Source organism: Mesorhizobium sp. WSM4847, assembly GCF_055811335.1.
Genome location: NZ_JBVVPY010000004.1, coordinates 209,534 through 234,169, shown reverse-complemented (window position 1 = coordinate 234,169; position 24,636 = coordinate 209,534). Strand labels below are relative to the sequence as shown.

The 24,636-nt window shown below is 63.2% G+C and carries 27 protein-coding genes; 14 read left to right on the top strand and 13 right to left on the bottom strand.

What is annotated here, in order from left to right:
* Positions 1-54 precede the first annotated feature (54 nt).
* The gene (gene trxA / locus AC0L28_RS07510) at positions 55-378 is read left to right on the top strand and encodes a thioredoxin (protein ID WP_091592579.1); all 324 of its coding nucleotides are present in this window, start codon (positions 55-57) and stop codon (positions 376-378) included.
* Between the two features lie 214 nt (positions 379-592).
* Complete coding sequence (locus AC0L28_RS07505) at positions 593-874, top strand: cupin domain-containing protein (protein ID WP_023796896.1); 282 nt, start codon at positions 593-595, stop codon at positions 872-874.
* Positions 875-912: 38 nt separating this feature from the next.
* Here the strand turns inward: AC0L28_RS07505 and AC0L28_RS07500 are convergent, their stop codons facing one another.
* The 6 genes from AC0L28_RS07500 to AC0L28_RS07475 form a co-directional block, all read right to left on the bottom strand.
* Positions 913-1,332 (bottom strand): VOC family protein, encoded by a 420-nt coding sequence (locus tag AC0L28_RS07500; protein WP_128172849.1) that lies wholly within the window; start codon positions 1,330-1,332, stop codon positions 913-915.
* Positions 1,333-1,391: 59 nt separating this feature from the next.
* Complete coding sequence (locus tag AC0L28_RS07495) at positions 1,392-2,717, bottom strand: bifunctional folylpolyglutamate synthase/dihydrofolate synthase (protein ID WP_473476515.1); 1,326 nt, start codon at positions 2,715-2,717, stop codon at positions 1,392-1,394.
* A 126-nt stretch (positions 2,718-2,843) separates the two neighbouring features.
* Positions 2,844-3,770 (bottom strand): acetyl-CoA carboxylase, carboxyltransferase subunit beta, encoded by a 927-nt coding sequence (gene accD / locus AC0L28_RS07490; protein ID WP_023796893.1) that lies wholly within the window; start codon positions 3,768-3,770, stop codon positions 2,844-2,846.
* A gap of 95 nt (positions 3,771-3,865) precedes the next feature.
* On the bottom strand, positions 3,866-4,705 hold the full coding sequence (trpA, locus tag AC0L28_RS07485; protein ID WP_287220514.1) for a tryptophan synthase subunit alpha: 840 nt from the start codon (positions 4,703-4,705) through the stop codon (positions 3,866-3,868).
* Positions 4,706-4,707: 2 nt separating this feature from the next.
* The gene (gene trpB, locus AC0L28_RS07480; protein WP_128168868.1) at positions 4,708-5,958 is read right to left on the bottom strand and encodes a tryptophan synthase subunit beta; all 1,251 of its coding nucleotides are present in this window, start codon (positions 5,956-5,958) and stop codon (positions 4,708-4,710) included.
* Positions 5,959-5,991: 33 nt separating this feature from the next.
* A complete protein-coding gene (locus AC0L28_RS07475; protein WP_128168877.1) occupies positions 5,992-6,651 on the bottom strand; it encodes a phosphoribosylanthranilate isomerase in 660 nt (219 codons plus the stop codon).
* A gap of 140 nt (positions 6,652-6,791) precedes the next feature.
* Here AC0L28_RS07475 and AC0L28_RS07470 point away from each other — a divergent pair, with 140 nt between their 5' ends.
* Positions 6,792-7,010: a hypothetical protein gene (locus AC0L28_RS07470; protein ID WP_023796889.1), complete on the top strand. Its 219-nt coding sequence runs from the start codon at positions 6,792-6,794 to the stop codon at positions 7,008-7,010.
* A gap of 9 nt (positions 7,011-7,019) precedes the next feature.
* On the opposite strand, the gene AC0L28_RS07465 is transcribed toward AC0L28_RS07470, so the two are convergent.
* The 4 genes from AC0L28_RS07465 to AC0L28_RS07450 all read right to left on the bottom strand — a co-directional run bounded on the left by AC0L28_RS07465 (position 7,020) and on the right by AC0L28_RS07450 (position 10,393).
* Complete coding sequence (locus tag AC0L28_RS07465) at positions 7,020-7,778, bottom strand: M48 family metallopeptidase (RefSeq protein ID WP_027152023.1); 759 nt, start codon at positions 7,776-7,778, stop codon at positions 7,020-7,022.
* Between the two features lie 104 nt (positions 7,779-7,882).
* Positions 7,883-8,353: a DUF2852 domain-containing protein gene (locus AC0L28_RS07460; RefSeq protein ID WP_023796888.1), complete on the bottom strand. Its 471-nt coding sequence runs from the start codon at positions 8,351-8,353 to the stop codon at positions 7,883-7,885.
* A 117-nt stretch (positions 8,354-8,470) separates the two neighbouring features.
* Entirely contained in the window at positions 8,471-9,613 is a 1,143-nt protein-coding gene (locus AC0L28_RS07455; protein WP_473476510.1) for a benzoate/H(+) symporter BenE family transporter, read from the bottom strand.
* 3 nt (positions 9,614-9,616) lie between these two features.
* Positions 9,617-10,393: an alpha/beta hydrolase gene (locus AC0L28_RS07450; RefSeq protein ID WP_128170369.1), complete on the bottom strand. Its 777-nt coding sequence runs from the start codon at positions 10,391-10,393 to the stop codon at positions 9,617-9,619.
* 211 nt (positions 10,394-10,604) lie between these two features.
* On the opposite strand from AC0L28_RS07450, the gene infC reads away from it, so the two are divergent.
* The 8 genes from infC (at position 10,605) to pheT (ending at position 17,456) form a co-directional block, all read left to right on the top strand.
* Positions 10,605-11,141, top strand: a complete 537-nt coding sequence (infC, locus tag AC0L28_RS07445; RefSeq protein WP_077374810.1) for a translation initiation factor IF-3 — start codon at positions 10,605-10,607, stop codon at positions 11,139-11,141.
* A 139-nt stretch (positions 11,142-11,280) separates the two neighbouring features.
* Positions 11,281-11,925, top strand: a complete 645-nt coding sequence (locus AC0L28_RS07440) for a methyltransferase family protein (protein ID WP_023796884.1) — start codon at positions 11,281-11,283, stop codon at positions 11,923-11,925.
* A 51-nt stretch (positions 11,926-11,976) separates the two neighbouring features.
* On the top strand, positions 11,977-12,633 hold the full coding sequence (locus AC0L28_RS07435) for a methyltransferase family protein (protein WP_287171451.1): 657 nt from the start codon (positions 11,977-11,979) through the stop codon (positions 12,631-12,633).
* Between the two features lie 175 nt (positions 12,634-12,808).
* Positions 12,809-13,012, top strand: a complete 204-nt coding sequence (gene rpmI, locus AC0L28_RS07430; protein ID WP_006201248.1) for a 50S ribosomal protein L35 — start codon at positions 12,809-12,811, stop codon at positions 13,010-13,012.
* 37 nt (positions 13,013-13,049) lie between these two features.
* Positions 13,050-13,451 carry a 50S ribosomal protein L20 gene (gene rplT / locus AC0L28_RS07425; protein ID WP_023796882.1) on the top strand — a complete coding sequence of 134 codons (402 nt, stop codon included), beginning with the start codon at positions 13,050-13,052 and terminating at the stop codon, positions 13,449-13,451.
* A gap of 95 nt (positions 13,452-13,546) precedes the next feature.
* Positions 13,547-14,632, top strand: coding sequence for a phenylalanine--tRNA ligase subunit alpha (pheS, locus tag AC0L28_RS07420; RefSeq protein WP_287226637.1), 1,086 nt, complete (start codon positions 13,547-13,549; stop codon positions 14,630-14,632).
* Positions 14,629-15,051 carry a GFA family protein gene (locus AC0L28_RS07415; RefSeq protein ID WP_027152017.1) on the top strand — a complete coding sequence of 141 codons (423 nt, stop codon included), beginning with the start codon at positions 14,629-14,631 and terminating at the stop codon, positions 15,049-15,051. The genes pheS and AC0L28_RS07415 overlap by 4 nt, the downstream gene beginning before the upstream one ends.
* Positions 15,048-17,456, top strand: a complete 2,409-nt coding sequence (gene pheT / locus AC0L28_RS07410; protein WP_473476505.1) for a phenylalanine--tRNA ligase subunit beta — start codon at positions 15,048-15,050, stop codon at positions 17,454-17,456. Before AC0L28_RS07415 ends, pheT begins: the two co-directional genes overlap by 4 nt.
* A gap of 312 nt (positions 17,457-17,768) precedes the next feature.
* Here pheT and AC0L28_RS07405 read toward each other — a convergent pair whose 3' ends face one another.
* On the bottom strand, positions 17,769-18,764 hold the full coding sequence (locus AC0L28_RS07405) for an aldo/keto reductase (protein ID WP_128170371.1): 996 nt from the start codon (positions 18,762-18,764) through the stop codon (positions 17,769-17,771).
* 96 nt (positions 18,765-18,860) lie between these two features.
* Between AC0L28_RS07405 and AC0L28_RS07400 the strand changes: the two genes are divergently transcribed.
* From AC0L28_RS07400 to AC0L28_RS07390, 3 genes are all read left to right on the top strand, one after another.
* A complete protein-coding gene (locus AC0L28_RS07400) occupies positions 18,861-19,781 on the top strand; it encodes a LysR family transcriptional regulator (protein WP_287226643.1) in 921 nt (306 codons plus the stop codon).
* A gap of 205 nt (positions 19,782-19,986) precedes the next feature.
* Positions 19,987-20,973 carry a Gfo/Idh/MocA family protein gene (locus tag AC0L28_RS07395; protein WP_091592606.1) on the top strand — a complete coding sequence of 329 codons (987 nt, stop codon included), beginning with the start codon at positions 19,987-19,989 and terminating at the stop codon, positions 20,971-20,973.
* A gap of 36 nt (positions 20,974-21,009) precedes the next feature.
* Positions 21,010-22,668, top strand: a complete 1,659-nt coding sequence (locus tag AC0L28_RS07390) for an FAD-binding dehydrogenase (protein WP_287226646.1) — start codon at positions 21,010-21,012, stop codon at positions 22,666-22,668.
* Between the two features lie 5 nt (positions 22,669-22,673).
* Here AC0L28_RS07390 and AC0L28_RS07385 read toward each other — a convergent pair whose 3' ends face one another.
* Together AC0L28_RS07385 and AC0L28_RS07380 are read right to left on the bottom strand one after the other, a co-directional pair.
* Positions 22,674-23,615: an alpha/beta hydrolase gene (locus AC0L28_RS07385; RefSeq protein ID WP_287226648.1), complete on the bottom strand. Its 942-nt coding sequence runs from the start codon at positions 23,613-23,615 to the stop codon at positions 22,674-22,676.
* Positions 23,616-23,853: 238 nt separating this feature from the next.
* Positions 23,854-24,636 carry a carnitinyl-CoA dehydratase gene (locus AC0L28_RS07380; protein ID WP_473476501.1) on the bottom strand — a complete coding sequence of 261 codons (783 nt, stop codon included), beginning with the start codon at positions 24,634-24,636 and terminating at the stop codon, positions 23,854-23,856.

Genomic DNA, 24,636 nt, shown 5'->3' with positions numbered 1-24,636 from the left:
GGGCGCGATCACCACCACATTTGGTGCGACAATAACTCTCGAAAGGATTTTCGCATGGCCACCGTCAAGGTCGACAAGAGCAATTTCCAGACCGATGTGCTTGACGCCAAGGAGCCGGTCGTCGTCGATTTCTGGGCGGAATGGTGCGGCCCGTGCAAGATGATCGCGCCGGCGCTGGAAGACATCGCCATCGAACTCGGCGGCAAGGTCAAGATCGCCAAGCTCAACATCGACGAGAATCCCGAGTTGGCCGCGCAGTTCGGCGTGCGCTCGATCCCGACGCTGATGATCTTCAAGGGCGGCGAAATGGCCGACATGAAGGTCGGCGCCGCGCCGAAGACGGCGCTGTCGCACTGGATCAACGGCAATCTCGCCTGATCCGGCGGAAATCCGCAGACAAGCCCGGCCCTCGCGCCGGGCTTTTTGCTGCGTCATCTAATGTACCGCGCTTCCCCCTGGACGCGCGAAGGACGCTGCAGCACTTGATCTGACCGAAGATCGGCTCGGATTTTCTGGGTCATGCGGCTGGTCCGCCGTGGCACTCGCCACTTGCCGGCCCATGTTCTTGTCTCGCTTAAAGCAGGAGAACGACATGACCGGATCCGCCAAGGCCACCGTCTTCATCGACAATGAGCGCGTCATCGTCACCGAATACCGCTTCGCGCCGGGCGACAATACCGGCTGGCACCGCCATGGCCATGATTATGTCGTCGTGCCGCTGATGGACGGCAAGCTCAAGCTCCTGACCAAGGACGGCGAATCCTTCGCCGAAATGAAGAAGGGAGCGCCCTATTTCCGCAAGGAGGGCGTGGAGCATGACGTCATCAATGCCAATGAGGGCGAGTATGCCTTCATCGAGATTGAGCTGAAGTAGTCCCCACCGAGGCCATCTCCGCCATAGGCGTGAGGCGATCACCAATCCGCGATGCGATCGCCTCCGACGAACTGCGCACTTTTCTCTGTGTATTCAAACAGTTCTATCTTCACGTTGTTAGGATCGCGAATCCACGCCTGGTAGGTATCATCGCATGCGTGTTTCTTTGACGTGACTTCAACGCCTTTCGCTCTTGCGTGGGCGATCGCGGCGTCAAGGTTTTCCACTTCAAGGCAGAAGTGGTTGATCTGGTTCAAGTCGCTATAGCTGGCCCCGTCTTTCTGGAACACCTCGACGTGGCTGCGGCTGCCGCAATTGAGGTAAAAACCGAAAATCTTGCCGTCGCGCAGGAAGTTGAACTGGGTGTCCATGCCGAGGACGTCCCGATAGAAGCTTCGCGTCACTTCGAGATCATCCGCGAAGATGCAAACGTGAGCGAGCTGCTTTACCTTGATCATGACTGGCTCCTCGTGGTGATTTGACGAAGTCCGTCATCATGGCCTGGTGAACCAGCGCCTCAAACCGGCGGCGTGCCGTTTTCGGCCAGCACCGCGCCGGCCAGATAGAGCGAGCCGCTGATCAGGATGCGTGGCGGCGGTCCCTCCCACGTGTCGCGCAGCAGCATCAGCGCATTGGCGACGGAGCTCACCGGTTCGGCCGACAGGCCGGCCTCGACGGCGCGGATCGCCAGTTCGTCATTCGGCACACTGGCCTCGCTGAGGCTCACCGGCACCGTGTAGACATGCCGCACCAGGCCCTTAAAGGCGCGGAAATAGCCGCTCTGGTCCTTGGTGTTGATCATGCCGCAAATCAAGAACAGCGGCCGCGGGTTTTTTTCCTCCTGCTCGGCCAATGCCTCGGCGACGACCACGCCGGCGCCGGGATTGTGGCCGCCGTCGAGCCAGATGTCGGCGCCCTTTGGCGCCAGTTCCGTCAGCCTGCCTTGCGGCAATTTCTGCATCCGCCCCGGCCAGGTGACATTGGCCATCGCCTTGTCGGCGACGCGATGGCTGATCTCGAAACCTGCCGACTTGACCGCCGCAATCGCCGCCGCGGCATTGGCGAACTGGTGGCGCCCTGGCAGGCGCGGTGGGGACAGGTCCATCAGCCCGTCTTCGTCCTGATAGACCATCCGGCCGTTTTCCTCGAAGGCGAGGAAATCCTGGCCATAGACGAAGGCGGGACAGTCGAGCCGCTCGGCGGTTTCGATAAGCACCTGAAGCGCCGTTTCGCTTTCCTGCGCGCCGATGACCACCGGGCAACCGCTCTTGATGATGCCGGCCTTTTCCTCTGCGATCAGTTCGACACGGTCGCCGAGAAAGGATTCGTGGTCGAGCGAGACCGGCATGATCACCGACACCGCCGGCTCGGTGATGACATTGGTGGCATCAAAGCGGCCGCCAAGGCCGACCTCGATGATGACGGCATCTGCCGGATGTTCGGAAAACAGCAGGAAGGTGACGGCGGTGAGGATCTCGAAGACGGTGATCTTCTGGCCTTCATTGGCCTTGGCGACGCGGGCAATGGCATCGGCGAAGACCTCGTCCTCGACCAGCCTGCCGCCGCCATCGGCGGCCAGCCGATAGCGCTCATGCCAGTTCACCAGATGTGGCGATGTGTGGACATGGACGCGGTGGCCGGCCGCTTCGAGTAGCGCCCGCGAAAACGCGGCGCAGGAGCCCTTGCCGTTGGTGCCGGCGATGTGGATGACCGGCGGCAGATGGTCCTGCGGATTGCCAAGCCGCTCCAGCAGCCGCGAAATGCGGTCGAGCGAAAGATCGAAGCCCTTCGGATGAAGCGACATCAGGCTTTCGATTTCGCGGTCGGCGGCAAGCGTGCTCATGGGAGAATCCTAGCGCATGACCCCGAAAAATCGAAATCGATTTTCGGAAAGGAATCATGCGTGAAATCAAGATGCTACAGCGCCACAGATGGCGCGCAATCGCGGTTCGCGACGACGGATGTCGCGTCAGGCTTGCGGGCGTGCTTCCGCCGGGACCGCCACCGGCGGCAGGATTTCCGGTTCCAGCGGCTTTTCTTCTTCCGGCAGCTTGAGCAGCATTTTCAGGAGCCGTGCGATCGTCTGGCGCATCTCCAGCCGCGACACCACCATGTCGACCATGCCGTGCTCCATCAGATACTCGGAGCGCTGGAAGCCGTCGGGCAGCTTTTCCCTGATCGTCTGCTCGATGACGCGCGGCCCGGCAAAGCCGATCAGCGCGCCGGGCTCGGCGATGTGCACGTCGCCCAGCATGGCGTAGGAGGCAGTGACGCCGCCGGTAGTCGGATTGGTCAGAACGACGATATAGGGAAGACCGGCTTCCTTCAGCCGATCGACGCCGATCGTGGTTCTCGGCAATTGCATGAGCGACAGGATGCCCTCCTGCATGCGGGCGCCGCCGGAGGCCGCGAACAGGATCAGCGGCCGCTTGCGTTGCACTGCGACCTCGAAGCCACGAACGATGGCGTCGCCGGCGGCCATGCCGAGCGAGCCGCCCATGAAGGCGAAGTCCTGCACGGTCACCACCACCGGCAGGCCTTCAACGGTGCCCAGCGCATTGATGATCGCGTCCTCCAGCCCGGTCTTGGCCTTGGCGTCCTTCAGCCGGTCGGTGTAGCGCTTCTCGTCGCGGAATTTCAGCGGATCCTGCACCACCTTGGGGTTTTCGAGCATCTCGTACTTGCCGTCGTCCATGAAGAATCTCAGCCGCTCCCTTGCCGAGATCTTCATGTGATGGCCGGAGGACGGGATGACGAACTGGTTCTGCTCCAGATCCTTGTGGAAGACCATCTCGCCGGTCTCCGGATCCTTGATCCAGAGGTTTTCAGGCATGTCGGTGCGCCGGCCGAGCATCGAATTGATCTTCGGTCGAACGTAGTTGGTGATCCAGTTCATCGCTTCGGCTCCTGTCCTGACGAAGAGTTAGACCATGATCCCGAAAAGTGGAAACCGGTTTTCGGTGGAGATCATGGTCAACCAGAAGATCAAGACTATTCGGCGGCAGCAAGGCGGGCCGCGCGCACGCCTTGCGAAAGCCCGCTGACCAGCGTGGCGACCGCCTCGGCCGGGTCGGCGGTCTTTTCGCCCTTCGGCCCCAGAACATTGGCGACCGCATTGACGATCGCAGTGCCGACGACGACGCCGTCGGCCGACGCTCCGATGATGCGCGCCTGCTCGGCGGTCTTGACGCCGAAGCCGACGCAGACCGGCAGGTCGGTATGGCCCTTGATGCGCCCGACCGCCGCCGCCACCTTGCCGGTGTCGGCAAGCGCCGAGCCGGTGATGCCGGTCATCGACACGTAATAGACGAAGCCAGAGGTGTTCTGCAGCACCTTGGGCAGGCGCTTGTCGTCGGTGGTCGGCGTCGCCAGCCGGATGAAATTGATGCCGGCCTTCAGCGCCGGAATGCACAGCTCCTCATCCATTTCCGGCGGCAGGTCGACGACGATCAGCCCGTCTATGCCGCTGGCCAGCGCATCCCCGAGGAAGCGGTCGACGCCGTGGATGTAGATCGGATTGTAGTAGCCCATCAAAACGATCGGCGTTTCATTGTCGGTGGCACGGAATTCCGAAGCCATCTTCAGCGTCTTGACCAGCGTCTGCCCGCCTTTCAGCGCGCGCAGGCCGGCCGCCTGGATCGCCGGGCCGTCGGCCATCGGATCGGAAAACGGCATGCCGAGTTCGATGATGTCGCTGCCGGCGCCGGGCAATGCCTTCATGATCGACAGCGAGGTGTCGTAGTCGGGGTCGCCGCCCATGAAATAGGTGACGAGTGCCGGGCGCCCTTCGGCCTTCAGTTTGGCCATGCGGCGGTCGATGCGGGTGGTCATGATCAGATCTCCATGCCCAGCATATTGGCCACCGTATGCACGTCCTTGTCGCCGCGGCCGGACAGGTTGACGATGACGATCTGGTCCTTGTCCATGGCGGGCACGATCTTCACCGCATGCGCGATGGCATGGGCGGATTCGAGCGCCGGAATGATGCCTTCGACGCGTGTCGTCAACTGAAACGCCTCCAGCGCCTCGTCGTCGAGAACAGGCACATAGTCGACGCGGCCACTGTCGCGCAGCCAGGAATGCTCCGGCCCGACGCCGGGATAGTCGAGGCCGGCCGAAATCGAATGCCCGTCCATGATCTGCCCGTCGGCGTTCTGCAGGAGATAGGTGCGGTTGCCGTGCAGCACGCCGGGCGCGCCGGCGTTCATTGAGGCGCAATGCTCGATGCCGTCGAGGCCGCGGCCACCGGCCTCGATGCCGATGATCTTTACGCTGCGGTCGTCGAGGAACGGGTGAAAAAGGCCGATGGCGTTGGAGCCGCCGCCGACGGCGGCGATGATGGTGTCCGGCAGCCGGCCTTCCTGCTCGAGGATCTGGGCGCGCGCCTCGATGCCGATCACCGACTGGAAGTCGCGCACCAGCTCCGGATAGGGGTGCGGGCCGGCGGCGGTGCCGATCAGGTAGTAGGTGTCCTCGACATTGGTCACCCAATCCCGAAGAGCTTCGTTCATGGCGTCCTTCAACGTGCCGTGGCCGGCAGTCACCGGCCGCACCTCGGCGCCGAGCAGCTTCATGCGGAAGACGTTCGGGCTTTGCCGGGCGACGTCGGTGGCGCCCATATAGACGACGCACGGAAAGCCGAAACGCGCCGCCACGGTGGCCGACGCCACGCCGTGCTGGCCGGCGCCGGTCTCGGCGATGATGCGCTTCTTGCCCATGCGCTTGGCCAGCAGGATCTGGCCGAGGCAGTTGTTGATCTTGTGCGAGCCGGTGTGGTTCAGATCCTCGCGCTTGAAATAGACCTTTGCGCCGCCCCCAACGCCTTTCGCCGCGGAAGCCTCGCGAAGATGCCTGGTCAGACCTTCGGCGAAATAAAGCTTCGACGGCCGCCCGGCATAGTGGGTCGAAAGGTCAGTCAGTTCGGCCTTGAAATCCGCATCGTCCTTGACCTCGTTCCAGTGCCGTTCAAGGTCGAGGATCAGCGGCATCAACGTTTCGGCAACGAAACGACCGCCGAAGATGCCGAACATGCCCTGCTCATCGGGTCCGGTGCGGAAGGAATTGGGTATCGCCGGCTTGTTCATCGCCGATCTCCTAGCTTGTGGTTTGAAGCACGGTCAGGCGGCGCGGTTGGCGTGTGCTGCCCTGACGGCCCGGAAAAACTGTTCGATCAGCGCCGGATCCTTGACGCCCGGCGCGCTTTCCACGCCCGAGGAAATGTCTAGTCCGGGCGGGTTGGCAAGCCGAAAGGCATCGCCGATGTTGGCGGCGTTGAGCCCACCGGAAAGCATGTAATCGACGCCTGCGTCAAGGCCGGCCAGAACGCGCCAGTCGAAGGCAACGCCGTTGCCGCCCGGCAGTTGCGAACCCTTCGGCGGCTTGGCGTCGAACAGGAAACGGTCGGCAATGCCGACGAACGGTCTTGTCCGCTCCAGGTCGGCAGCCTCGCTGACCGGCAGCGCCTTCATCACCGGCAGGCCATAGCGGGCCTTGATCTCGGCCACCCGCTCCGGCGTTTCCGAGCCATGCAGCTGCAGCATGTTGGGCTGCATTTTTTCGACGATTTCATCCAGAAACGCATCGCCGGCGTCGACTGTCACGGCAACCGCCCTGGCCTTGCCGATTGCCGCTTCGCGCAAGCGGCCGGCTTCCGCCGGCTCGACATAGCGCGGGCTTTTGGCAAAGAAAATAAAGCCGACATGACTGGCGCCGCCGGCCAATGCCGCGGCCAATGCCTTGTCGGTCTTCAGTCCGCATATCTTGATGTCGAGCGCCATGACGCGGGGATTGGCACGAAACGGCAAAAGAGTCGAGAAAAAGCGCATGTTTGCCACCGGCGCGGAACGCGCTACCTTCCTAAGACAAGAGAGCGGAACGGGCTACTTACTAAAGATAATACCGACGGGAGCAAACAAGAATGGCAGACGATACCGTCGCCCAACTCAGGCAAAAAGTCGCGCAGGCTCGCGAGGTCATCGCCCATCTGATGGACAAGGCCGCCTTCAACGGCGCCGAGGCACACCGCGCGCTCGACTATTTCGGCAGCAACGCCTTCAAGAAGGACTTCCTGCCATGGCCGCGCCATACCGACGAGGGGCTGCGCCCAGAGGAGTTGAACGCGGCGAATGATGATTGACCGGGCGATCTATTCGAACATGATCGCTTGTAGCGCGCCGCCATTGCGCTTGAGCCAGTCCTTGCAGCGCTCGGTGTCGGGGCAGAGCTGCTCGCACAGCTTCCAGAATTTCGGGCCGTGGTTCATCTCCTTGAGATGCGCCACCTCATGCGCGACGAGATAGTTTATGACCGGTCGCGGCGCCATCATGATGCGCCAGGAGAACGACAGGTTGCCGTCCGACGTGCATGACCCCCAGCGGCTCGACGTGTCCTTGAAGCGGATTGCCTTGGCGCGCTTGCCGATCGTCCCAGTGTGCCTGACCACCAACCGCTCGATCTCGCGCTTGGCCTCGCGCTTGAGGAAATCGGCGATGCGGCGCGGCAGGTGCACGCGCTCGCCATGCACGATCATCAGCGGACCGCGTTCGTCGCACGACAGCGTGACGGTACCGCGTTTCGAGGGCTCATGAACGATGCGATGCGGCACGCCGCGCACCGGAATTTTGATACCGGGCCGCACCTGCGGCCGGTTGGGCACTTTGGCCAGCCGCTGCTCCAGCCAGTCCTGATGGCGGTCAAGGAATTTTTCCACCTCGCCTCGCCGCAGGCCCGGTGGCACGGTGATGCGTAGGCCCCGGCCACCGGAATCGATGCGCAGCGTCAATCGCCGCGCCCGGTCGCTCTCGACGATCTTGAGCGGCAGCGTGCGGCCGGCAACACAATGCTCCCGCTCCACGACGGGGGCGGGCCTGGGTTTGGTCAGGTTGCGGAAGAAGCCGAATGACATGGCCAGGACGATACGTGATTCGAGGAAAACGAATAGAACAAAAAAGAAACGGCGCCGCTGACGCGACGCCGTTTTTGATTATTATTTATGTCGAGGCAAGTGCCTTACTCGTCAAGCAGGCCTGGCGTGGATTTGCCACCGCCGGTTGTGGGCCCGCCGGTTGTGGGCGACGTCGACTTGTTGCGGTTCGCCATGAAGCGGTCGAACTCTTCCTGGTCCTTGGCGCGACGCAATTCCCTGGCGTATTCGTCGAACTCGCTCAGCATCTCGTCGAGCTTGCGGCGCTCTTCATTGAGCCGCTCGAGTTCTTTTTCGCGCCAGTCGTCGAAAGCGACGTTGCCGGTGCGGGCAGAGCCGTGGCCCCAGCGCGCCGCTTTGTCGGAACCGCGGCGGCAGCCGGCGAAGATGCCGTCGGTCGCGCGGTTGACGTCGCGCTTGAAGCCGTCAAGCCGGTCGCCCCAAATGATGTAGGCGAGCATGGCGAGGCCGAGCGGCCAGAACACCATAAAACCGATCACCATCAGAGCGATGGTCGCCGGCGTCCAGGCCGGACGGATCAATGCAGATGTGTTCATTTTCTCCCAATCCTTCAGTTGGAGACAGCCAATCCCGGCTGCGTGGAATCGAAATGGGATGAGAAAAACGGCGATTCAAGACAGTGTCGGCCAAAACCGGACAAGCGTTTGAAATGATTATCGCTTTTTGAGCGTTTCAAGGAAAAGGACGACCAGGCCCGCAATCAGGCCCCAGAACGCCGCACCGACGCCGAATAGCGTCAGCCCCGAGGCGGTGACGGCAAAGGTGACGGTAGCGGCCATGTGTTCGCCGTCTTCCTTCAAGGCGATCGACAGCGCGTTGGCGAGCGGCGCCATCAGCGCCAGTCCGGCGACAAGCACGATCAGGCTCTGCGGCAGCACGGCAAAGATCGCCACCAGCGAGGCGCCGAAAATGGCGAAGACGAGGTAGGCAAGCGCGTAGAAGGGACCGGTCTTCCAGCGCTCGCCCGGATCGGGATGCACGTCGGGGCCGGTGCAGATCGCCGCCGAGATCGCCGCCAGGTTGGTGGTCGAGGCCCCGAATGGCGCCGACAGCAACGAAAGCAGGCCGGTGACGCCGATCAGCGGGCCGGGTTCCGGGTGGTAGCCCGCCGCCCTCAGCACGGCGAGGCCGGACAGGTTCTGCGAGGCCATGGTGACGAGATAAAGCGGCAGCGCCAGGCCGATGATCGCTGTGACGGTGAACTGCGGCGCAATCAGCGTCAATGTCGAAAGTTCCGGGGTCGGCAGACCACCGACCCGGCCGGTGAGGAACGCGGCAGCGCCGCCGCCGATCAGCACCGCCAGCACCGAGAGCGCCGGATTGAACAGGCGGATGACAAAGAAGGCGGCGATCAGCGGCAGGATCAGCCACGGGTCGACGGGAATCGCCTTCACCGCATTGACGGCGAAGGTGACGACGATGCCGGCGAGCATCCCCGACGCGACCGAGGCCGGTATCCTGGCGATCAGCTTGGTCAAGGGCCTGAACAGGCCGGTGGCAATCAGCAAAATCCCGGTGACGATGAAGGCGCCGACGGCCTCGTTGATCGAAAAGCCACTCGATGCCGCGATCAGCGCCACCCCCGGCGTCGACCATGCGGCGATGACCGGCATCCTGGTGCGCCACGACAGCCACAGGCTCTCGATCGCCATCGCGAGGCAGATCGCCGTCACCCAGCTCGCGGTTTCGACTTGCGTCGCGCCGACTGCCTTGGCGGCGGCGATGACGATGGCCAACGTGCCGCCGAAGCCGACAATCGCTGCAACGAAGGCGGATACCGGAATGGAAATGCGCATGTCCTAGCCTGCCTGCCGCACGATGGCATTGACCGCCCGCACCAGCATGTCGAGATCCTGAGGCCGCGACAGGCGATGGTCGCCGTCGGGGATCAGCGACAGCGTGACGTCGTCGGCCGGCAGCAGGCCGACCAGTTTCAGCGCATGGCTCGGCGGCACGTCGGCATCGGCCAGCCCTTGCAATATGTGGACGGGGCAGTGGGTGTCGATCGGCCCGGTCAGCACCCGGTTGTTGCGGCCGTCCTCGATCAGCGCTCGGGTGTAGATGTAAGGCTCGGCCGAATAGTCCGACGGCTCCTCGAAAAAACCTTTCTTGGCAAGATCGCGCTTCTGCGCTTTGGTCAGCGCCGGCTCGACCAACTCGGCGGTGAAATCCGGCGCCGGCGCTAGAAGCACCAGACCGGCGATGCGGTTCTCGCCTGGCGTGTGCAATTCCTGGCGCAATTCCTGGACCATGCGCAGCGCGATCCATGCGCCCATCGAGGAGCCGACCAGGATTTGCCTGCCTTGCGTGAAATGATTGAAGACGGCGAGACTTTGCGAAAGCCAGTTCGAGACGGTGCCGTCCGCAAAGGCGCCGCCCGATTCGCCGTGACCGGAATAGTCGTGGCGTAGGAAAGCCCGGCCTTGCCCGCTCGCCCATTCCGCCAGCTTCTCGGCCTTGGTGCCCAGCATGTCCGACTTGTAGCCGCCGAGCCAGACAATGCCTGGCTCGGCACCCGCAGCGCGCCTGACAGCGATGCTGGTTCCGTCGACGTCGAGAAAAACCGGTGCGGTCATTGCTCACTCCTCACGCAGGTCTTTTGACACAGCGGACGGTTCAACGAAAAGTGCTCGGCAACTTTCTTCGTTTGGTGCAGGCAGAAGTCAGGGAACAGGTGATTTCCTGTGAGCGCTGTGCTATTGACTCCGGCCGCGCGCTCACCACATTGGCGCGTTCGCAATTCTGAATTGAAAACCCCGAACGAAACGGCTCAAGGAGACCACGACCATTCGCAGACCTTTCAAAGCAACGGCGCCCACCAAGGAGGGCCCGCGCTCCAACCGTGACATCCGGGTTCCCCGGGTCCAGCTTATCGACGCCGAAGGCCACAACCATGGCGATGTCTCCATCAACGACGCATTGCTGCTCGCCGAAGAGGCTGGGCTCGATCTGGTCGAGATATCGCCCAACGCAGTGCCGCCCGTCGTAAAAATTCTCGATCTCGGCAAGCTGAAATACGCCAACCAGAAGAAGGCGGCCGAGGCGCGCAAGAACCAGAAGGTCATCGAGATCAAAGAGATCAAGATGCGCCCGAACATCGACAGCCATGACTACGAGACCAAGATGAAAGCGGTCCGGCGGTTTTTCGAGGAAGGTGACAAGGTCAAGCTGACATTGCGCTTTCGCGGCCGCGAGATGGCGCATATGGAACTCGGCATGCAGCTTTTGAACAAGGTTCGCGAGGAAGTTGCACCGATCGCCAAGGTCGAAGCCGAACCGAAGCTCGAAGGCCGCCAGATGATGATGGTGCTGGCGCCCCGCTAGGCGATTCCGCTAAAGCGGTCCCGTCAAAGCAAAGGCCGCTTCGGCGGCCTTTTGTTTGTTTTTGTCTTCGCCATGATTTCTCCGCAAGTTGCATCGACAAGGATTCCGGTTGCCGGTCCTCGCGGCGAAAGGATTGTCCATGGCCGCTGCGGCACGTTCCCCGATTGAAAGATCGTTCGACGAAATGGGCCGCTATCAGCGGCGCCGGCGCGTCCTGCTGGCGCTGCTGATCGGTGCTTTTTGCGCTTTGCTGATCTTCGGCGGCTCCACGCACGATGAACTAGGCCACGAACGCATAGAGGGGCAGTACGGCATCGCCCTGATACTGATCGGGATCGGCGGCCGGCTCTGGTCGATCCTCTATATCGGCGGCCGCAAGTCGGCCGAACTGGTTGCTACCGGCCCATATTCGGTGATGCGCAACCCGCTGTATTTTTTCTCCACCATTGGGGCCGCCGGCATCGGCGCCCAGACCGGCAGCGTGATCGTCTCGGTGGCGTCGGCGGTTTTGTGCGCGGCCGCGTTCTACATCGTCACGCTGCGCGAGGAACGGCATTTGACGACCGTGCTCGGGGCGCCGTACAAGGACTACATCGCACGGGTGCCACGGTTTTTTCCCAATCCCCGGCTTTATCGCGATCAGGCCGAGGTCACCTTCACACCGCGCATTTTTAATCACACGCTGCGCGACGGCTTGATGTTCGTGGCTTCCGTACCGTTTTTCGAACTCATCGAGTCCGGACAGGAAAGCGGTGTAATTCCCGTCCTCTTCTGGCTGTATTGAACTGCGGATGCCGCGATCGCCGGCAAGTTCCTCGACGATTGGATTCCCGACATGCTCAATGAAGTTAAATCGGCGCAGGCCGAACAAGCGCAGGCCAGGCGTGCGCTGGGCAGGTATCAGCACGCGCGCAGGATGGTGCTTGCCGCCCTCGTGGTCGTCATGTTCGCAGCGCTGCTGTTTGGCCAGTCTGCTTTTCCTCCCGAAAGCGTGCCGCACGAAACGATCGAAATGGTCGGCGTCCTGCTGATCTTTCTTGGCATTGTCGGGCGCTTGTGGTCGACGCTCTATATCGGCGGACGCAAATCCTCCGAGGTGGTTACCGGCGGACCCTATTCGATCACCCGCAATCCGCTCTATGTCTTCTCCTCGATAGCTGCCGCTGGCGTCGGCGCGCAGATGGGCTCGATCACTGCGGCGATCGGCTTCGCGGTGATTTGCGCCGCCGCCTTTCATGTCGTCATCCTGCGCGAAGAGACGTTCCTGAAGGAGGCCTTCGGAACGCCATTCCAGGCCTATATGGCGCGAGTGCCGCGCTTTTTCCCGAAGCTTTCGCTGTATCAGGAAGGCAACACCGGCAGCTTCAAGCCGCGTTTGCTGCGGACGACGCTGCTCGACGGGCTGGTGTTCCTCGTTGCCATGCCGTTTTTCGAATCGATCGACGCCGCCCAGCAATCGGGCATACTGCCGGTGCTGTTCCGTTTCCCATAGGCCCATTGTGTGTCGGCACAGGGTGTTGCACGCCGGCCCGCTTTGACGTATAGCACCGCCGTTCCCAAAAACCGCCCGGCAGGGCATGCCGTGGCGGTTTCATTTGCTTTTCGGGCTTTGGTCGGTCTGAAGCGAACAAAAAGCGCGATGATGCGCACATAAACGGAGTAGCAAAATGCCCAAGATGAAGACCAAGTCAGCCGCCAAGAAGCGGTTCAAGATCACAGGTACGGGTAAAGTCCTGTCGGCTGCGGCCGGCAAGCGTCACGGCATGATCAAGCGTTCCAACAAGTTCATTCGAAATGCCCGCGGCACGATGGTTCTGGCTGAACCGGATGGCAAGAAGGTCATCAAGAATTTTCTGCCGAACGGCCTCTAAGGCATTCGGTCTGGACAAGTTTTAAGGAGATCATGACATGGCACGCGTAAAAAGAGGCGTCACCTCGCACGCCAAGCACAAAAAGGTCCTGAAAGCCGCCAAGGGTTTCTACGGCCGCCGCAAGAACACCATTCGCATCGCCAAGCAGGCGGTGGAAAAGTCGCTGCAGTATGCCTACCGCGACCGCAAGAACCGTAAGCGTTCGTTCCGCGCTCTGTGGATCCAGCGCATCAATGCCGCGACCCACGAGCATGGCCTGACCTATGGCCGGTTCATCGACGGTCTCAACAAGGCCGGCATCGAGATCGATCGCAAGGTCCTGTCGGACATGGCCATCCACGAGCCGCAGGCATTTGCCGCCCTTGTGGCCAAGGCCAAGGTCGCGCTCGAGTACCTCAAGAACACCACGCCGAACGCTTTTGAAAGCGCTGTAGCCTAACCAGCGCCTTCCCAAGCACATCGACACTTGATTTGGGAAACCCGCGCTGGCAGGGCTGGCGCGGGTTTTTCTTTGCCTTCAATCGAGTCTGAAACATGAGTGACATGGAAACTCTCGAAAATTCCCTGATGAGCGACATTTCGTCGGCCGCCGACGAGCAGGCGATCGAAGCCGTGCGTGTTTCAGCGCTCGGCAAGAAGGGCTCGGTCTCCGAAATGCTGAAGACGCTCGGCTCGATGAGCGCAGAAGAGCGCCAGATAAAAGGCCCGGCGATCAACGGTCTCAAGAACCGCATCACCGAGGCGCTTACCGTGCGCCGCGCCGAACTCAAGGACGCAGCGATCGCGGCACGGCTCGCGGCGGAAAAGGTCGACGTCACACTGCCGGTGCGGCAATCGCCGGCCGAGCGCGGCCGCATCCATCCGATCAGCCAGGTCAGCGACGAGATTGCCGCGATCTTCGGCGACCTCGGCTTTGCCATCGCCGAAGGTCCCGATATCGAGACCGATTACTACAATTTCACCGCGCTGAACTTCCCGGAAGGCCATCCGGCGCGCGAGATGCATGACACCTTCTTTTTCCAGCCGGACGAGAAGGGCGAGCGCAAGCTTTTGCGCACCCACACCTCGCCGGTGCAGATCCGCACCATGGAGGTGCAGAAGCCGCCGATCCGAATCGTCATTCCCGGAAAAACCTACCGCCAGGATTCCGATGCCACGCACTCGCCGATGTTCCATCAGGTCGAAGGGCTGGTGATCGACAGATCAGCCAACGTCGCCAACATGAAATGGGTGCTGGAGGAGTTCTGCAAGGCCTTCTTTGAGGTACGCCAGGTCAAGATGCGCTTCCGGCCGAGCTTCTTCCCGTTCACCGAACCCAGCATGGAGGTCGACATCCAGTGCGACCGTTCGCGGCCGGGCGAGGTGCGCTTTGGCGAAGGCTCCGACTGGATGGAGATCCTCGGCTGCGGCATGGTCCACCCCAATGTGCTGAGATATGGCGGGCTCGATCCCGACGAATATCAGGGCTTTGCCTGGGGCATGGGCATCGATCGCATCGCCATGCTGAAATACGGCATGCCGGACCTGCGGGCCTTCTTCGACGCCGATGTGCGCTGGCTGTCGCATTACGGCTTCCGGCCGCTCGACATGCCGACGCTGTTCGCAGGCTTGAGTACATGACAGCGGCCCACACCGGCGGCTGCCGCTGCGGCGCCGTGCGGTTCGAGGCTTCGGCCGAACCGCACCATGTCAGCTATTGCCATTGCGGCGATTGCCGGCGGGCCAGCGGCGCGCCGGTATCGGCCTTCGTCGGCTTCATCACCGAGCAGGTCGCCTTCACGGGTAAGGCGCTGAAGATGTTCGAGAACGGGCCGGTGACGCGCTCCTTTTGCGGCATCTGCGGCTCGCCGATCGCCTATGTCGATGAGCGGCTGGCCGACCACATCTACTTCATGCTCGGCGCCATGGACATGCCGGCCTATTTCAAGCCGACGCACCACGCCCATGTGCGCGAGCAGCTTCCCTTCGTGCACATGCCAGATGACTTGCCGAGACATCTGAAGACCAGCGTGCCCAGACCAGACGGAACACAGTCATGAAATTCACCCTCTCCTGGCTCAAGGACCACCTCGAGACCGACGCCTCGCTCGACGAGATCGTCGAGCGGCTGACCTCGATCGGCCTCGAAGTCGAGCATGTCGACGACAGATCGAGCCTAAAACCCTTCGTCATCGCCAAGGTGCTGGCGGCGGTGCAGCACCCCGATGCCGATCGGTTGCGCGTGCTGACGGTCGATACCGGCGACGGCAAGGCACCCGTGCAGGTTGTGTGCGGAGCGCCGAACGCCCGCGCGGGCCTGATAGGCGCCTTTGCAGCACCCGGCACCTATATTCCGGGCATCGACGTGACGCTGACGGTCGGCAAGATCAGGGGCGTCGAAAGCCACGGCATGATGTGCTCCGAGCGCGAGCTTGAGCTTTCCGAAGAGCATGACGGCATCATCGATCTGCCGGCCGATGCGCCGGTCGGCACCATCTTCGCCGCCTATGCGCATCTCGACGATCCGGTCATAGAGATCAATTTGACGCCGAACCGTCCGGACGCGACCAGCGTCTACGGCATTGCCCGCGATCTGGCGGCGAGCGGGCTCGGCCGCCTCGTCGGCGGCGCGATCATGCCGCATGCCGGCAGCGGCATGTGCCCGGTGAAGGTGACGATCGAAGCCCCGGAGCTCTGCCCCGGCTTCGCCCTGAGATTGGTGAAAGGCGTGAACAACGGTCCGTCGCCGAAATGGCTGCAGCAGCGGCTGATCGCCATTGGGCTTCGGCCGATCAGCGCGCTGGTCGATATCACCAATTTCGTCACCTTCGATCGCGGCCGGCCGCTGCATGTGTTCGACGCGAACAAGGTCGCCGGCAACCTTACCGTGCGCCGGGCGCGCGACGGCGAAAAGGTGCTGGCGCTCGACGGCCGCGAATACATGCTGACGCCTGACATGTGCGTGATAGCAGACCAGGACGGCGTCGAATCGATCGCCGGCATCATGGGCGGCGAGCATTCCGGCTGCGACGAGAACACCACCGACGTGCTGATCGAATCGGCGCTGTGGGATCCGATCACCACGGCCCGCACCGGCCGCACGCTCGGCATCATCAGCGATGCGCGCTACCGGTTCGAGCGCGGCGTCGATCCTGAATTCATGGTGCCCGGCGTGGAACTGGCGACCAAGCTGGTGCTGGATTTCTGCGGCGGCACGCCGACCGAAACCGAAGTCGTTGGCTATGCCGGTCACGCGCCGAAGATCGTTTCCTTCCCGCTGTCGGAAGTGAGGCGGCTGACCGGCACAGAGGTGCCCATGGAGGAGAGCCTCGCCATTCTTTCGCGCCTTGGCTTCAAGCCGGAAGGCGCGGGCGATGTCGTCAATGTGGCGGTGCCGTCCTGGCGGCCGGATGTCGACGGCAAGGCCGATCTGGTCGAGGAGGTCATGCGCATCCATGGCGTCGACAACATCGCGCCGCAGCCGCTCGGCGCGCATGATGCCGTCAACGCCAAGATCCTGACTGTCCTGCAGGTCCGCACCCGCGCCGCCAAGCGGGCGCTGGCGGTGCGCGGCATGATGGAGGCGGTCACCTGGTCGTTCATTCCGGCAAAACATGCCGAACTGTTCGGCGGCGGCCAGAGCGCACTGAAGCTCGCCAACCCGATCGCTGCCGACATGTCCGACATGCGGCCGTCGCTGCTGCCGGGCCTGATCGCCGCCGCGCAGCGCAATGCCGACAAGGGCATCGGCGATGTCGCGCTGTTCGAAGTGTCCGGCACCTACGAGGGTGACGCGGCCGACCAGCAGCGGCGCGTCGCCGCCGGCGTGCGGCGCGGCACGGCCAAGCTCGAAGGCTCCAGCCGCCACTGGGCCGGCAATGCCGATCCGGTCGGCGTGTTCGACGCCAAGGCCGACGCGATCGCAGCACTTGAAGCCTGCGGTGCGCCGGTCGAGCGGCTGCAGATCGAGGCCGGCGGCCCGGCCTGGTATCATCCCGGCCGCTCCGGCACGATCAAGCTCGGGCCGAAGGTCATTTTGGGCACGTTCGGCGAGTTCCACCCGAAGACGCTGGAGGAACTCGACGTCTCCGGGCCGCTCTGCGGCTTCGAGGTTTTCATCGATGCCGTGCCCGAGCCGAAGGCCAAGCCGACGCGGACAAAACCGAGACTGGAACTGTCCGCCTTCCAGGCGGTCAAGCGCGATTTCGCCTTCGTTGTCGACAAGGCGGTCGAAGCCGGCACGCTGACCCGCGCAGCCCTTGCCGCCGACAGGAAGCTGATCACCAACGTCTCGGTCTTCGATGTTTTCGAAGGGGCGTCACTCGGCGCAGCCAAGAAATCGATCGCCATTGAAGTGTCGATCCAGCCGGTCGAAAGGACGCTGACCGACGAGGATTTCGAGGCGCTGGCCAAGCGCATCGTCGAGAATGTGCATAAGCAGACCGGTGGCGTGCTCAGAGCCTGACGCTGCGAGCACATGGCGATCACTGTCGTGCCGTGGTGAGCCGAGTATTCTCCGCAGAAGTTGGCGGGACAGCGCCCTCTCTGTCCTGTCGGACATCTCCTCCGACAGGGGTGAGAATGGCTGTTTCGCCGTCCCGCCATCTTACGGCGTTGGCAGTTGGCGAAAGTGGGAGAGATCCAATCTCCCCACTTGAGGGGGAGATGTCCGGCAGGACAGAGGGGGGTGTCTCGCGCCCACGTCTCGCAATTGTTGCGCGGGGCTCGAAAAAGGCGCATCGAAACGCCCCGTTTCGATTACTCCGTAGATCACCGTTCATCCATTGACCAGCGCCAGCATTTCTTCGGTGTAGCGCTTGCCGACGACCTTCTCCGGCGACAGGGCGTCGCCAATGGCCGCCACCTCCGCCTGGCTCAGCGCAATCTGTGCTGCTGCCGCATTCTGCTCGAGATGGCGGATTTTTCGCGCACCGGGGATCGGCACGATGAAATCGCCCTGATGCAGCACCCAGGCGAGCGCCAGCTGCGCCGGCGTCACGCCCTTGTCCGCCGCCATTGTCTCCAGCGTGGCGACAACGGCCGCATTGGCGGCCATGGCGTCGGCCTGGAAGCGCGGTAGTCCACGCCGCCAGTCATCGGCACCGAGCACCTCTGGCTTGGCGATCGTCCCGGTCAGCAGGCCGCGGCCGAGCGGGCTGTAGGGGACAAAGCCGATGCCGAGTTCGCGGCAGACGGCGAACACCTCTTCCTCCGGATCGCGGCTCCACAGCGAATATTCGCTCTGCACGGCTGATATCGGATGCACCGCATGCGCCCGGCGAATGGTCACCGCGCTCGCCTCCGACAGGCCGAGCGCGCGCACCTTGCCCTCGCGCACCAGCTCGGCCATGGCGCCGACCGTATCCTCGATCGGCACATTGGGATCGACGCGATGCTGGTAGTACAGGTCGATCACCTCGGTGCCCAGCCGCTTCAATGACGCTTCGGCCACCGCCTTGACGTGTTCGGGGCGGCTGTCGACACCCGCCATGCGCTCGACGCCGTTGCCTTCTTCAAGGATTTTGAAACCGAATTTCGTCGCGATCGTCACTTGGTCACGCACCGGCTTCAGCGCCTTGCCGAGCAGGATCTCATTCTCGTACGGGCCATAGACCTCGGCCGTGTCGAAGAAATTGACGCCGATATCGACGGCGCGGCGCAGTGTGGCGATCGCGTCCACCTCCGGCTGGCCGCCATAGCCGAAGCTCATCCCCATGCAGCCGAGGCCGACCGGATAGACGTCAAGTTCATTTCCAAGCTTGCGGGTTTGCATCACGCGTCTCCTTGTTGTGATGCGACAGAGATAGCGCCTTGCACCGCGTTCTATAATCGGCTCTTACTCGCACGGGCTGTTCTAAAAGATAGATCAATGAACCGAACGCATCTCTCCCAACTTGCGGTGCTGGCAACCGTCGCCCAGTGCGGCAGCTTTCGCGGTGCGGCCAAGGAGCTTGGCATAGCGCCCTCCGCAGTCAGCCATGCGGTTTCCAGCCTGGAGGCGCGTCTTGGCGTGCGGCTCCTGGCGCGCAGCACGCGCAGCGTCGCCCCGACCGAGGAAGGCGCGCAGCTGCTCGAGCGGCTGAGGCCGGCGCTGTCGGAAATCGATCTGGCGCTGGAATCGGCGGTCGAGGCGCGCGACCGGCCGGCTGGCAATCTCCGGCTGACCGTGCCGCGCACCGCCGCCCACCTGGCGCTGACGCCGCGGCTCGGTGCCTTTGCATCGGCCTATCCCGACATCGTGCTGGAGATCGTCATCGAAGACCGCTTCACCGATGTGGTCGAAGGCGGCTTCGACGCCGGCGTCCGGCTCGGCGAGAGCCTGCAACGCGACATGATCGCTGTGCGCATCGGTCCAAACCTTCGCGGCGCCGTCGTCGGCGCGCCATCCTATTTCGCGACCATGCCCAGGCCGCGCCATCCACACGATCTCGTCGGTCACCGTTGCATCCGCTTCCGTTTCTCCAGCGGCATCCTCTACCGCTGGGAATTCGAGAAGGACGGCGAGGAGATCGAACTGGCGGTGCAAGGGCCGCTGATCCTCGACGAGGACCATCTGATCGCCAATGCGGCGGCCGACGGCGCTGGGCTTGCCTTCCTGTTCGAGGACTATGTCCGCGAGGCGTTGGCCACCGGCCGGCTCATTCGCGTGCTGGAAGACTGGTGCCCGCCCTTCGACGGTTTCTTCGCCTACTACCCGAGCCGCCGCCAGATGCGGCCGGCGCTGCGAGCCTTTGTCGATTTCTTCAAGATAGAAAGCCGGCTTATAGGAGCGTCGTCGGCTTCGACATGACACATACAGGTAGAAGGGGATAGCCTTTGCAGGACCTGGTTTCCTCCCCCTTTGCGGAGACGAGGAACCCAAGCTCTGCGGAGGGCAGCGCCGGCATCCGAACAAGCCGCAGACGATCGGCTTGCTCGCTGCCATGCTTCGCATTGGCTTTTTTGCCGATTTCAGGCAAACCTCCACGCCTGCAATTTGAAGAGGGAGAAGCCTGATGTTCCGATGGGGTGTTTTGTCGACGGCCAAGATCGGCCGCGAGCATCTTTTGCCTGCAATGGTCGAGGCGGAGAACGGCGTGCTGTCGGCGATCGCCAGCCGCGACCTGTCGAAAGCCCGTGCCCTGGCCGATCGGTTCGGCGCCCCCCATGCTTTCGGCTCCTATGACGAGCTGCTCGCATCCAGGGATGTCGACGGCGTCTACATCCCGCTGCCGACCGCCCAGCATGTCGAATGGACCGCCAAGGCGATCGAGGCCGGCAAGCATGTTCTGGTCGAAAAGCCGCTGGCGCTCGACGCCAGGGACATTCCGCCGCTGATCAAGCTGCGCGACGCCAAAAACGTGCTGGTCTGCGAAGCCTTCATGGTCGTCTACCACCCGCAATGGGTCAAGGTGCGCGAGCTGATCGCCAATGGCGCCATCGGCCGGCTGCGCCATGTCCAGGGCGCGTTCTCCTACTACAATGTCGATCCCAAGAACATGCGCAACCAGCTCGACCTCGGTGGCGGCGCGCTGCCCGACATCGGCGTCTACCCGACGGTGTCGACGCGCTTTTCGACGGGCAAGGAGCCGCTGCGCGTCCAGGCCACGATCGAGCGCGACAAGACATTCGGCACCGACATCTACTCCTCGATCCGCGCCGATTTCGGCGACTTCGAATTGTCGTTCTATCTGTCGACGCAGATGGCGGCACGGCAGGTGATGGTGTTCCACGGCGAGAAGGGCTTCATCGAGGTGCTTTCGCCGTTCAACGCCGGCATCTACGACCACCATCGCATCGAGCTGCACAACCAGAACCACAGCGAGGCGCAAGTGTTCCGCTTCCCCGGCATGCAGCAATACCGGCTGGAGGTCGAGGCCTTCGCGCGGGCGGCACAGGGCGGCACCGACCGCGTCTTCACGCTGGAAGAGTCCGTGCTCAACCAGAAGGTCATCGACGCCATCTTCCGCGCCGGCGAGAAGGAAGGCTGGGAGACGGTCTGACAATCGTCAGCCGGGGAGGAGAGCCGGGGGGAGAAAGTGGCTGACGATGCGGATGTGATCATTGTCGGCGCCGGCCTTGCCGGGCTCGTCGCGGCGGCCGAGCTGGCCGAGGCCGGCAAGAAGACCATCGTTGTCGACCAGGAGCCTGAACAGTCGCTCGGCGGCCAGGCGTTCTGGTCGCTTGGCGGCATCTTCCTCGTCGATTCGCCCGAGCAGCGGCGCATGCGCATCCGCGATTCGCATGATCTGGCGCTCGAGGACTGGCTTGGCACCGCCGCCTTCGACCGTGCGGAAGATTTTTGGCCGCGCCGCTGGGCCGAGGCCTATGTCGGCTTCGCCGCCGGCGAGAAGCGCTCCTGGCTGACGCAGCGCGGCATGAAGTTCTTCCCAATCGTCGGCTGGGCCGAGCGCGGCGGCGGCAACGCCGTCGGCCACGGCAATTCGGTGCCGCGCTTTCACGTCACCTGGGGCACCGGGCCGGGCGTGCTCGACCCGTTCGTACGGCGCGTGCGCGAGGCCGAGAATAGCGGGCTGATCCGATTCAAATTCCGCCACCGGGTCAACGAACTGACGCAGACAGGCGCCGCCGTGAATGGCGTGCGCGGCGACATGCTTGAGCCGAGCGATGTCGAGCGCGGCCGCAGGAGTTCGCGCGATATCGCCGGCGATTTCGAGCTCAAGGCGCAAGCGGTCATCGTCGCCTCCGGCGGCATCGGCGGCAATCCCGAGCTTGTCCGCAAAAACTGGCCGCAGCGGCTCGGCACGCCGCCCAAGTGCATGATCTCTGGCGTTCCCGACCATGTCGACGGCCGCATGCTGGCGATCACCGAACAGGCCGGCGGCAGCATCATCAACCGCGACCGCATGTGGCACTATGTCGAAGGCATCAGGAACTGGGCGCCGCTCTGGACCGACCATGCAATCCGCATCCTGCCCGGCCCGTCGTCGCTATGGCTCGACGCCCGCGGCAAGCGCCTGCCGGTGCCGCTCTATCCCGGCTTCGACACGCTGGGCACGCTCAGCCACATCATGAGCACCGGCTTCGATTATTCCTGGTTCATCCTGACCAAAAAGATCATCCAGAAGGAGTTCGCGCTGTCGGGCTCCGAGCAGAACCCCGACCTCACCGGAAAAAGCTGGCGCCAAGTGCTTGGCCGCGCCACATCGGGCGTTCCCGGTCCGGTAAAGGCGTTCATGGAGAAGGGCGAGGATTTCATCGTCGAGCCTGGTTTGCCGGCGTTGGTCGCCCGCATGAACGCGCTTGTCGGCGGCGAGCCGCTGCTCGAACTGGCACAGGTCGAGCACGAAATCCGCGCCCGTGACAGGCAGCTCGACAATCCGTTCTCCAAGGATATGCAGATCACCGCCTTGCGCGGCGCCCGAGCCTATCTCGGCGACCGGCTGATCCGCACGGCCAAGCCGCACAAGATGCTCGACCCTGCCAATGGGCCGCTGATCGCGGTCAGGCTCAACATCCTGACCCGCAAGACGCTGGGCGGTTTGCAGACCGATCTCGACAGCCGCGTCCTGGGTACCGATGGCCAACCGGTCGAAGGATTGTACGCGGTTGGCGAAGCCGCCGGTTTCGGCGGCGGCGGCATGCATGGCTATGCGGCGCTGGAAGGGACGTTTCTTGGCGGCTGCATTTTTTCAGGCCGCAGCGCCGGCCGGGCGGCGTCGCGGGCAGTGGGGTAGGATCCTCACCAGATCCATTCGCCGCGTCCCAGAGCCGACACCGCGTCGATGATCCGGGAAAAGCTCGAGCGCGCACGACCGACCGTGTGCCGGCCTCTGAGATAGCCATGCACCAGCCCCGGCTCTTCGAACCAGTAGGCGTGACCCTCCTCCGCGACGAGGCGGTCGCGATAAGCCTCGCCGTCTGACGACAGCGGGTCGCATTGGGCGGTGATCAGCACAGTCGGCGGCAGATTGGCAAAATCGGCATCGGCCAGCGGCGACAGCGTGAGATCGCCGGTGCGGTCTTCGCCGCCGATCCTGATATTCGTGTAGAAATCGAGGTCGCGGACCGTCAGCATCGGCGCCTCGGCATGGGTCACGTAAGAGCTTTGCGAGCGGTCGCCGCCAAGGCCGGGATAGATCAGCACCTGGCCGATCGGTCTTCGTGCATGGCCGCGCGTCGCATGGCTGACCGCGGCGGCAAGATTGCCGCCGGCGCTGTCGCCGCAAAGCAGGATCGGGCGCTTGTAGGTCGTCGCCGCCCATTCGAAGGCGCTGATGGCATCGTCGAAGCCGGCCGGATGCAGATGTTCCGGCGCCAGCCGGTAATCGACCGAAACCAGCTCATAGCCGGTACGGCTGCAAAGCTCGGCGCAGAGGTCGTCATGGCTGTCGAGCCCGCCGAGGATATAACCGCCGCCATGGAAATAAAGCACCATCGCCGCCGCTTCCGGCGCGGGTGTGCGGTAGATGCGGATCGGGATGGGATGCGAAGGCGTGGCAATGGCGGTGGTCTCCGCCGTAACGTTGTCTGGGTGGCCGGCAGAGAATTCACGGCACATGCGGTCGTAGATGTCGCGCTGCTGATCGATCGTGTAGTCGATCGCATCAGGCGGATAGTAGGAATTGGTCCGCTCGATGAAGGCCCAGGTCTCGGCGTCGATCATTTTTTTGTAGTCGGTCATGGACGCTCACCGGATTGCAACGAATTCGCCTGGACACCCCCCTCTGGCCTGCCCTGTTTGACAGAATTTGGCATCTCCCCCTCAGAGGGGGGAGATTGGCAGCTTCGGCCTTGCAGCCCATCTTGCAACGTTGGAGATTGGCGAAAATCGAAGCGACATCCGATCTCCCCCCTTGAGGGGGAGATGGCCGGCAGGCCAGAGGGGGGTGTGACGGAGTGCCGTCATTTCAACAATACCTTCACTTCCCCTTCCACACTGGGTCGCGCTTTTCGGCAAAGGCGCGAAAACCCTCGAGATTGTCCTCCGAGCCGTACAGTGCGTCAACCGTCGGCAATTGGCGGCGCGTCACCCGGTTCATCGCGTCCTGGAAGGTGAGTGCTTCGGCGACCCGCGCCGTCTCCTTGATCGCGGCAAAGACCAGCGGCGGACCGCCGGCGAGCAATCGTGCGATCTCCCAGACGCGATCCTCGAGCTTCTCCTTGGGCAGAACCTCGTTGACCAGACCCCAGCGATGCGCTTCGGCGACATCCATCCAGCGGCCGGTGAACAAAAGGTCCATGGCGACATGATAAGGAATGCGCTTCGGCAGCTTGATCGTCGCTGCATCGGCCAGCGTGCCGGCGCGAATTTCCGGCAGCGCAAAGGAGGAGTGATCCGACGCGTAGATGAGGTCGCAGGACAGCGCCAGCTCGAAGCCGCCGCCGACCGCCATGCCGTTGACGCAGGCGATGACCGGCTTGTTGAGATCGCGCAGCTCCTGCAGCCCGCCGAACCCGCCGACGCCATAGTCGCCGTCGACAGCATCGCCGCCGGCCGCGGCTTTCAGGTCCCAGCCGGCGCAGAAGAACTTGTCGCCGGCGGTCTTGACGATGGCGACCCGCAGATCCGGATCGTCGCGGAACGCCTTGAAGATCTCGCCCATCAGCCGCGAGGTGTTGAGGTCGATAGCGTTGGCCTTGGGCCGATCGAGCGTGACTTCGAGGATCGTGCCCTCGCGGCGGGTGGTGATGACGTCAGACAT

Coding starts and splice junctions, on each gene's coding strand:
- trxA (WP_091592579.1), top strand. CDS start 55: ATGGCCACCGTCAAGGTCGACAAGAGCAATTTCCAGACCGATGTGCTT.
- AC0L28_RS07505 (WP_023796896.1), top strand. CDS start 593: ATGACCGGATCCGCCAAGGCCACCGTCTTCATCGACAATGAGCGCGTC.
- AC0L28_RS07500 (WP_128172849.1), bottom strand. CDS start 1,332: ATGATCAAGGTAAAGCAGCTCGCTCACGTTTGCATCTTCGCGGATGAT.
- AC0L28_RS07495 (WP_473476515.1), bottom strand. CDS start 2,717: ATGAGCACGCTTGCCGCCGACCGCGAAATCGAAAGCCTGATGTCGCTT.
- accD (WP_023796893.1), bottom strand. CDS start 3,770: ATGAACTGGATCACCAACTACGTTCGACCGAAGATCAATTCGATGCTC.
- trpA (WP_287220514.1), bottom strand. CDS start 4,705: ATGACCACCCGCATCGACCGCCGCATGGCCAAACTGAAGGCCGAAGGG.
- trpB (WP_128168868.1), bottom strand. CDS start 5,958: ATGAACAAGCCGGCGATACCCAATTCCTTCCGCACCGGACCCGATGAG.
- AC0L28_RS07475 (WP_128168877.1), bottom strand. CDS start 6,651: ATGGCGCTCGACATCAAGATATGCGGACTGAAGACCGACAAGGCATTG.
- AC0L28_RS07470 (WP_023796889.1), top strand. CDS start 6,792: ATGGCAGACGATACCGTCGCCCAACTCAGGCAAAAAGTCGCGCAGGCT.
- AC0L28_RS07465 (WP_027152023.1), bottom strand. CDS start 7,778: ATGTCATTCGGCTTCTTCCGCAACCTGACCAAACCCAGGCCCGCCCCC.
- AC0L28_RS07460 (WP_023796888.1), bottom strand. CDS start 8,353: ATGAACACATCTGCATTGATCCGTCCGGCCTGGACGCCGGCGACCATC.
- AC0L28_RS07455 (WP_473476510.1), bottom strand. CDS start 9,613: ATGCGCATTTCCATTCCGGTATCCGCCTTCGTTGCAGCGATTGTCGGC.
- AC0L28_RS07450 (WP_128170369.1), bottom strand. CDS start 10,393: ATGACCGCACCGGTTTTTCTCGACGTCGACGGAACCAGCATCGCTGTC.
- AC0L28_RS07440 (WP_023796884.1), top strand. CDS start 11,281: ATGGCCGCTGCGGCACGTTCCCCGATTGAAAGATCGTTCGACGAAATG.
- AC0L28_RS07435 (WP_287171451.1), top strand. CDS start 11,977: ATGCTCAATGAAGTTAAATCGGCGCAGGCCGAACAAGCGCAGGCCAGG.
- rpmI (WP_006201248.1), top strand. CDS start 12,809: ATGCCCAAGATGAAGACCAAGTCAGCCGCCAAGAAGCGGTTCAAGATC.
- rplT (WP_023796882.1), top strand. CDS start 13,050: ATGGCACGCGTAAAAAGAGGCGTCACCTCGCACGCCAAGCACAAAAAG.
- pheS (WP_287226637.1), top strand. CDS start 13,547: ATGAGTGACATGGAAACTCTCGAAAATTCCCTGATGAGCGACATTTCG.
- AC0L28_RS07415 (WP_027152017.1), top strand. CDS start 14,629: ATGACAGCGGCCCACACCGGCGGCTGCCGCTGCGGCGCCGTGCGGTTC.
- pheT (WP_473476505.1), top strand. CDS start 15,048: ATGAAATTCACCCTCTCCTGGCTCAAGGACCACCTCGAGACCGACGCC.
- AC0L28_RS07405 (WP_128170371.1), bottom strand. CDS start 18,764: ATGCAAACCCGCAAGCTTGGAAATGAACTTGACGTCTATCCGGTCGGC.
- AC0L28_RS07400 (WP_287226643.1), top strand. CDS start 18,861: ATGAACCGAACGCATCTCTCCCAACTTGCGGTGCTGGCAACCGTCGCC.
- AC0L28_RS07395 (WP_091592606.1), top strand. CDS start 19,987: ATGTTCCGATGGGGTGTTTTGTCGACGGCCAAGATCGGCCGCGAGCAT.
- AC0L28_RS07385 (WP_287226648.1), bottom strand. CDS start 23,615: ATGACCGACTACAAAAAAATGATCGACGCCGAGACCTGGGCCTTCATC.
- AC0L28_RS07380 (WP_473476501.1), bottom strand. CDS start 24,636: ATGTCTGACGTCATCACCACCCGCCGCGAGGGCACGATCCTCGAAGTC.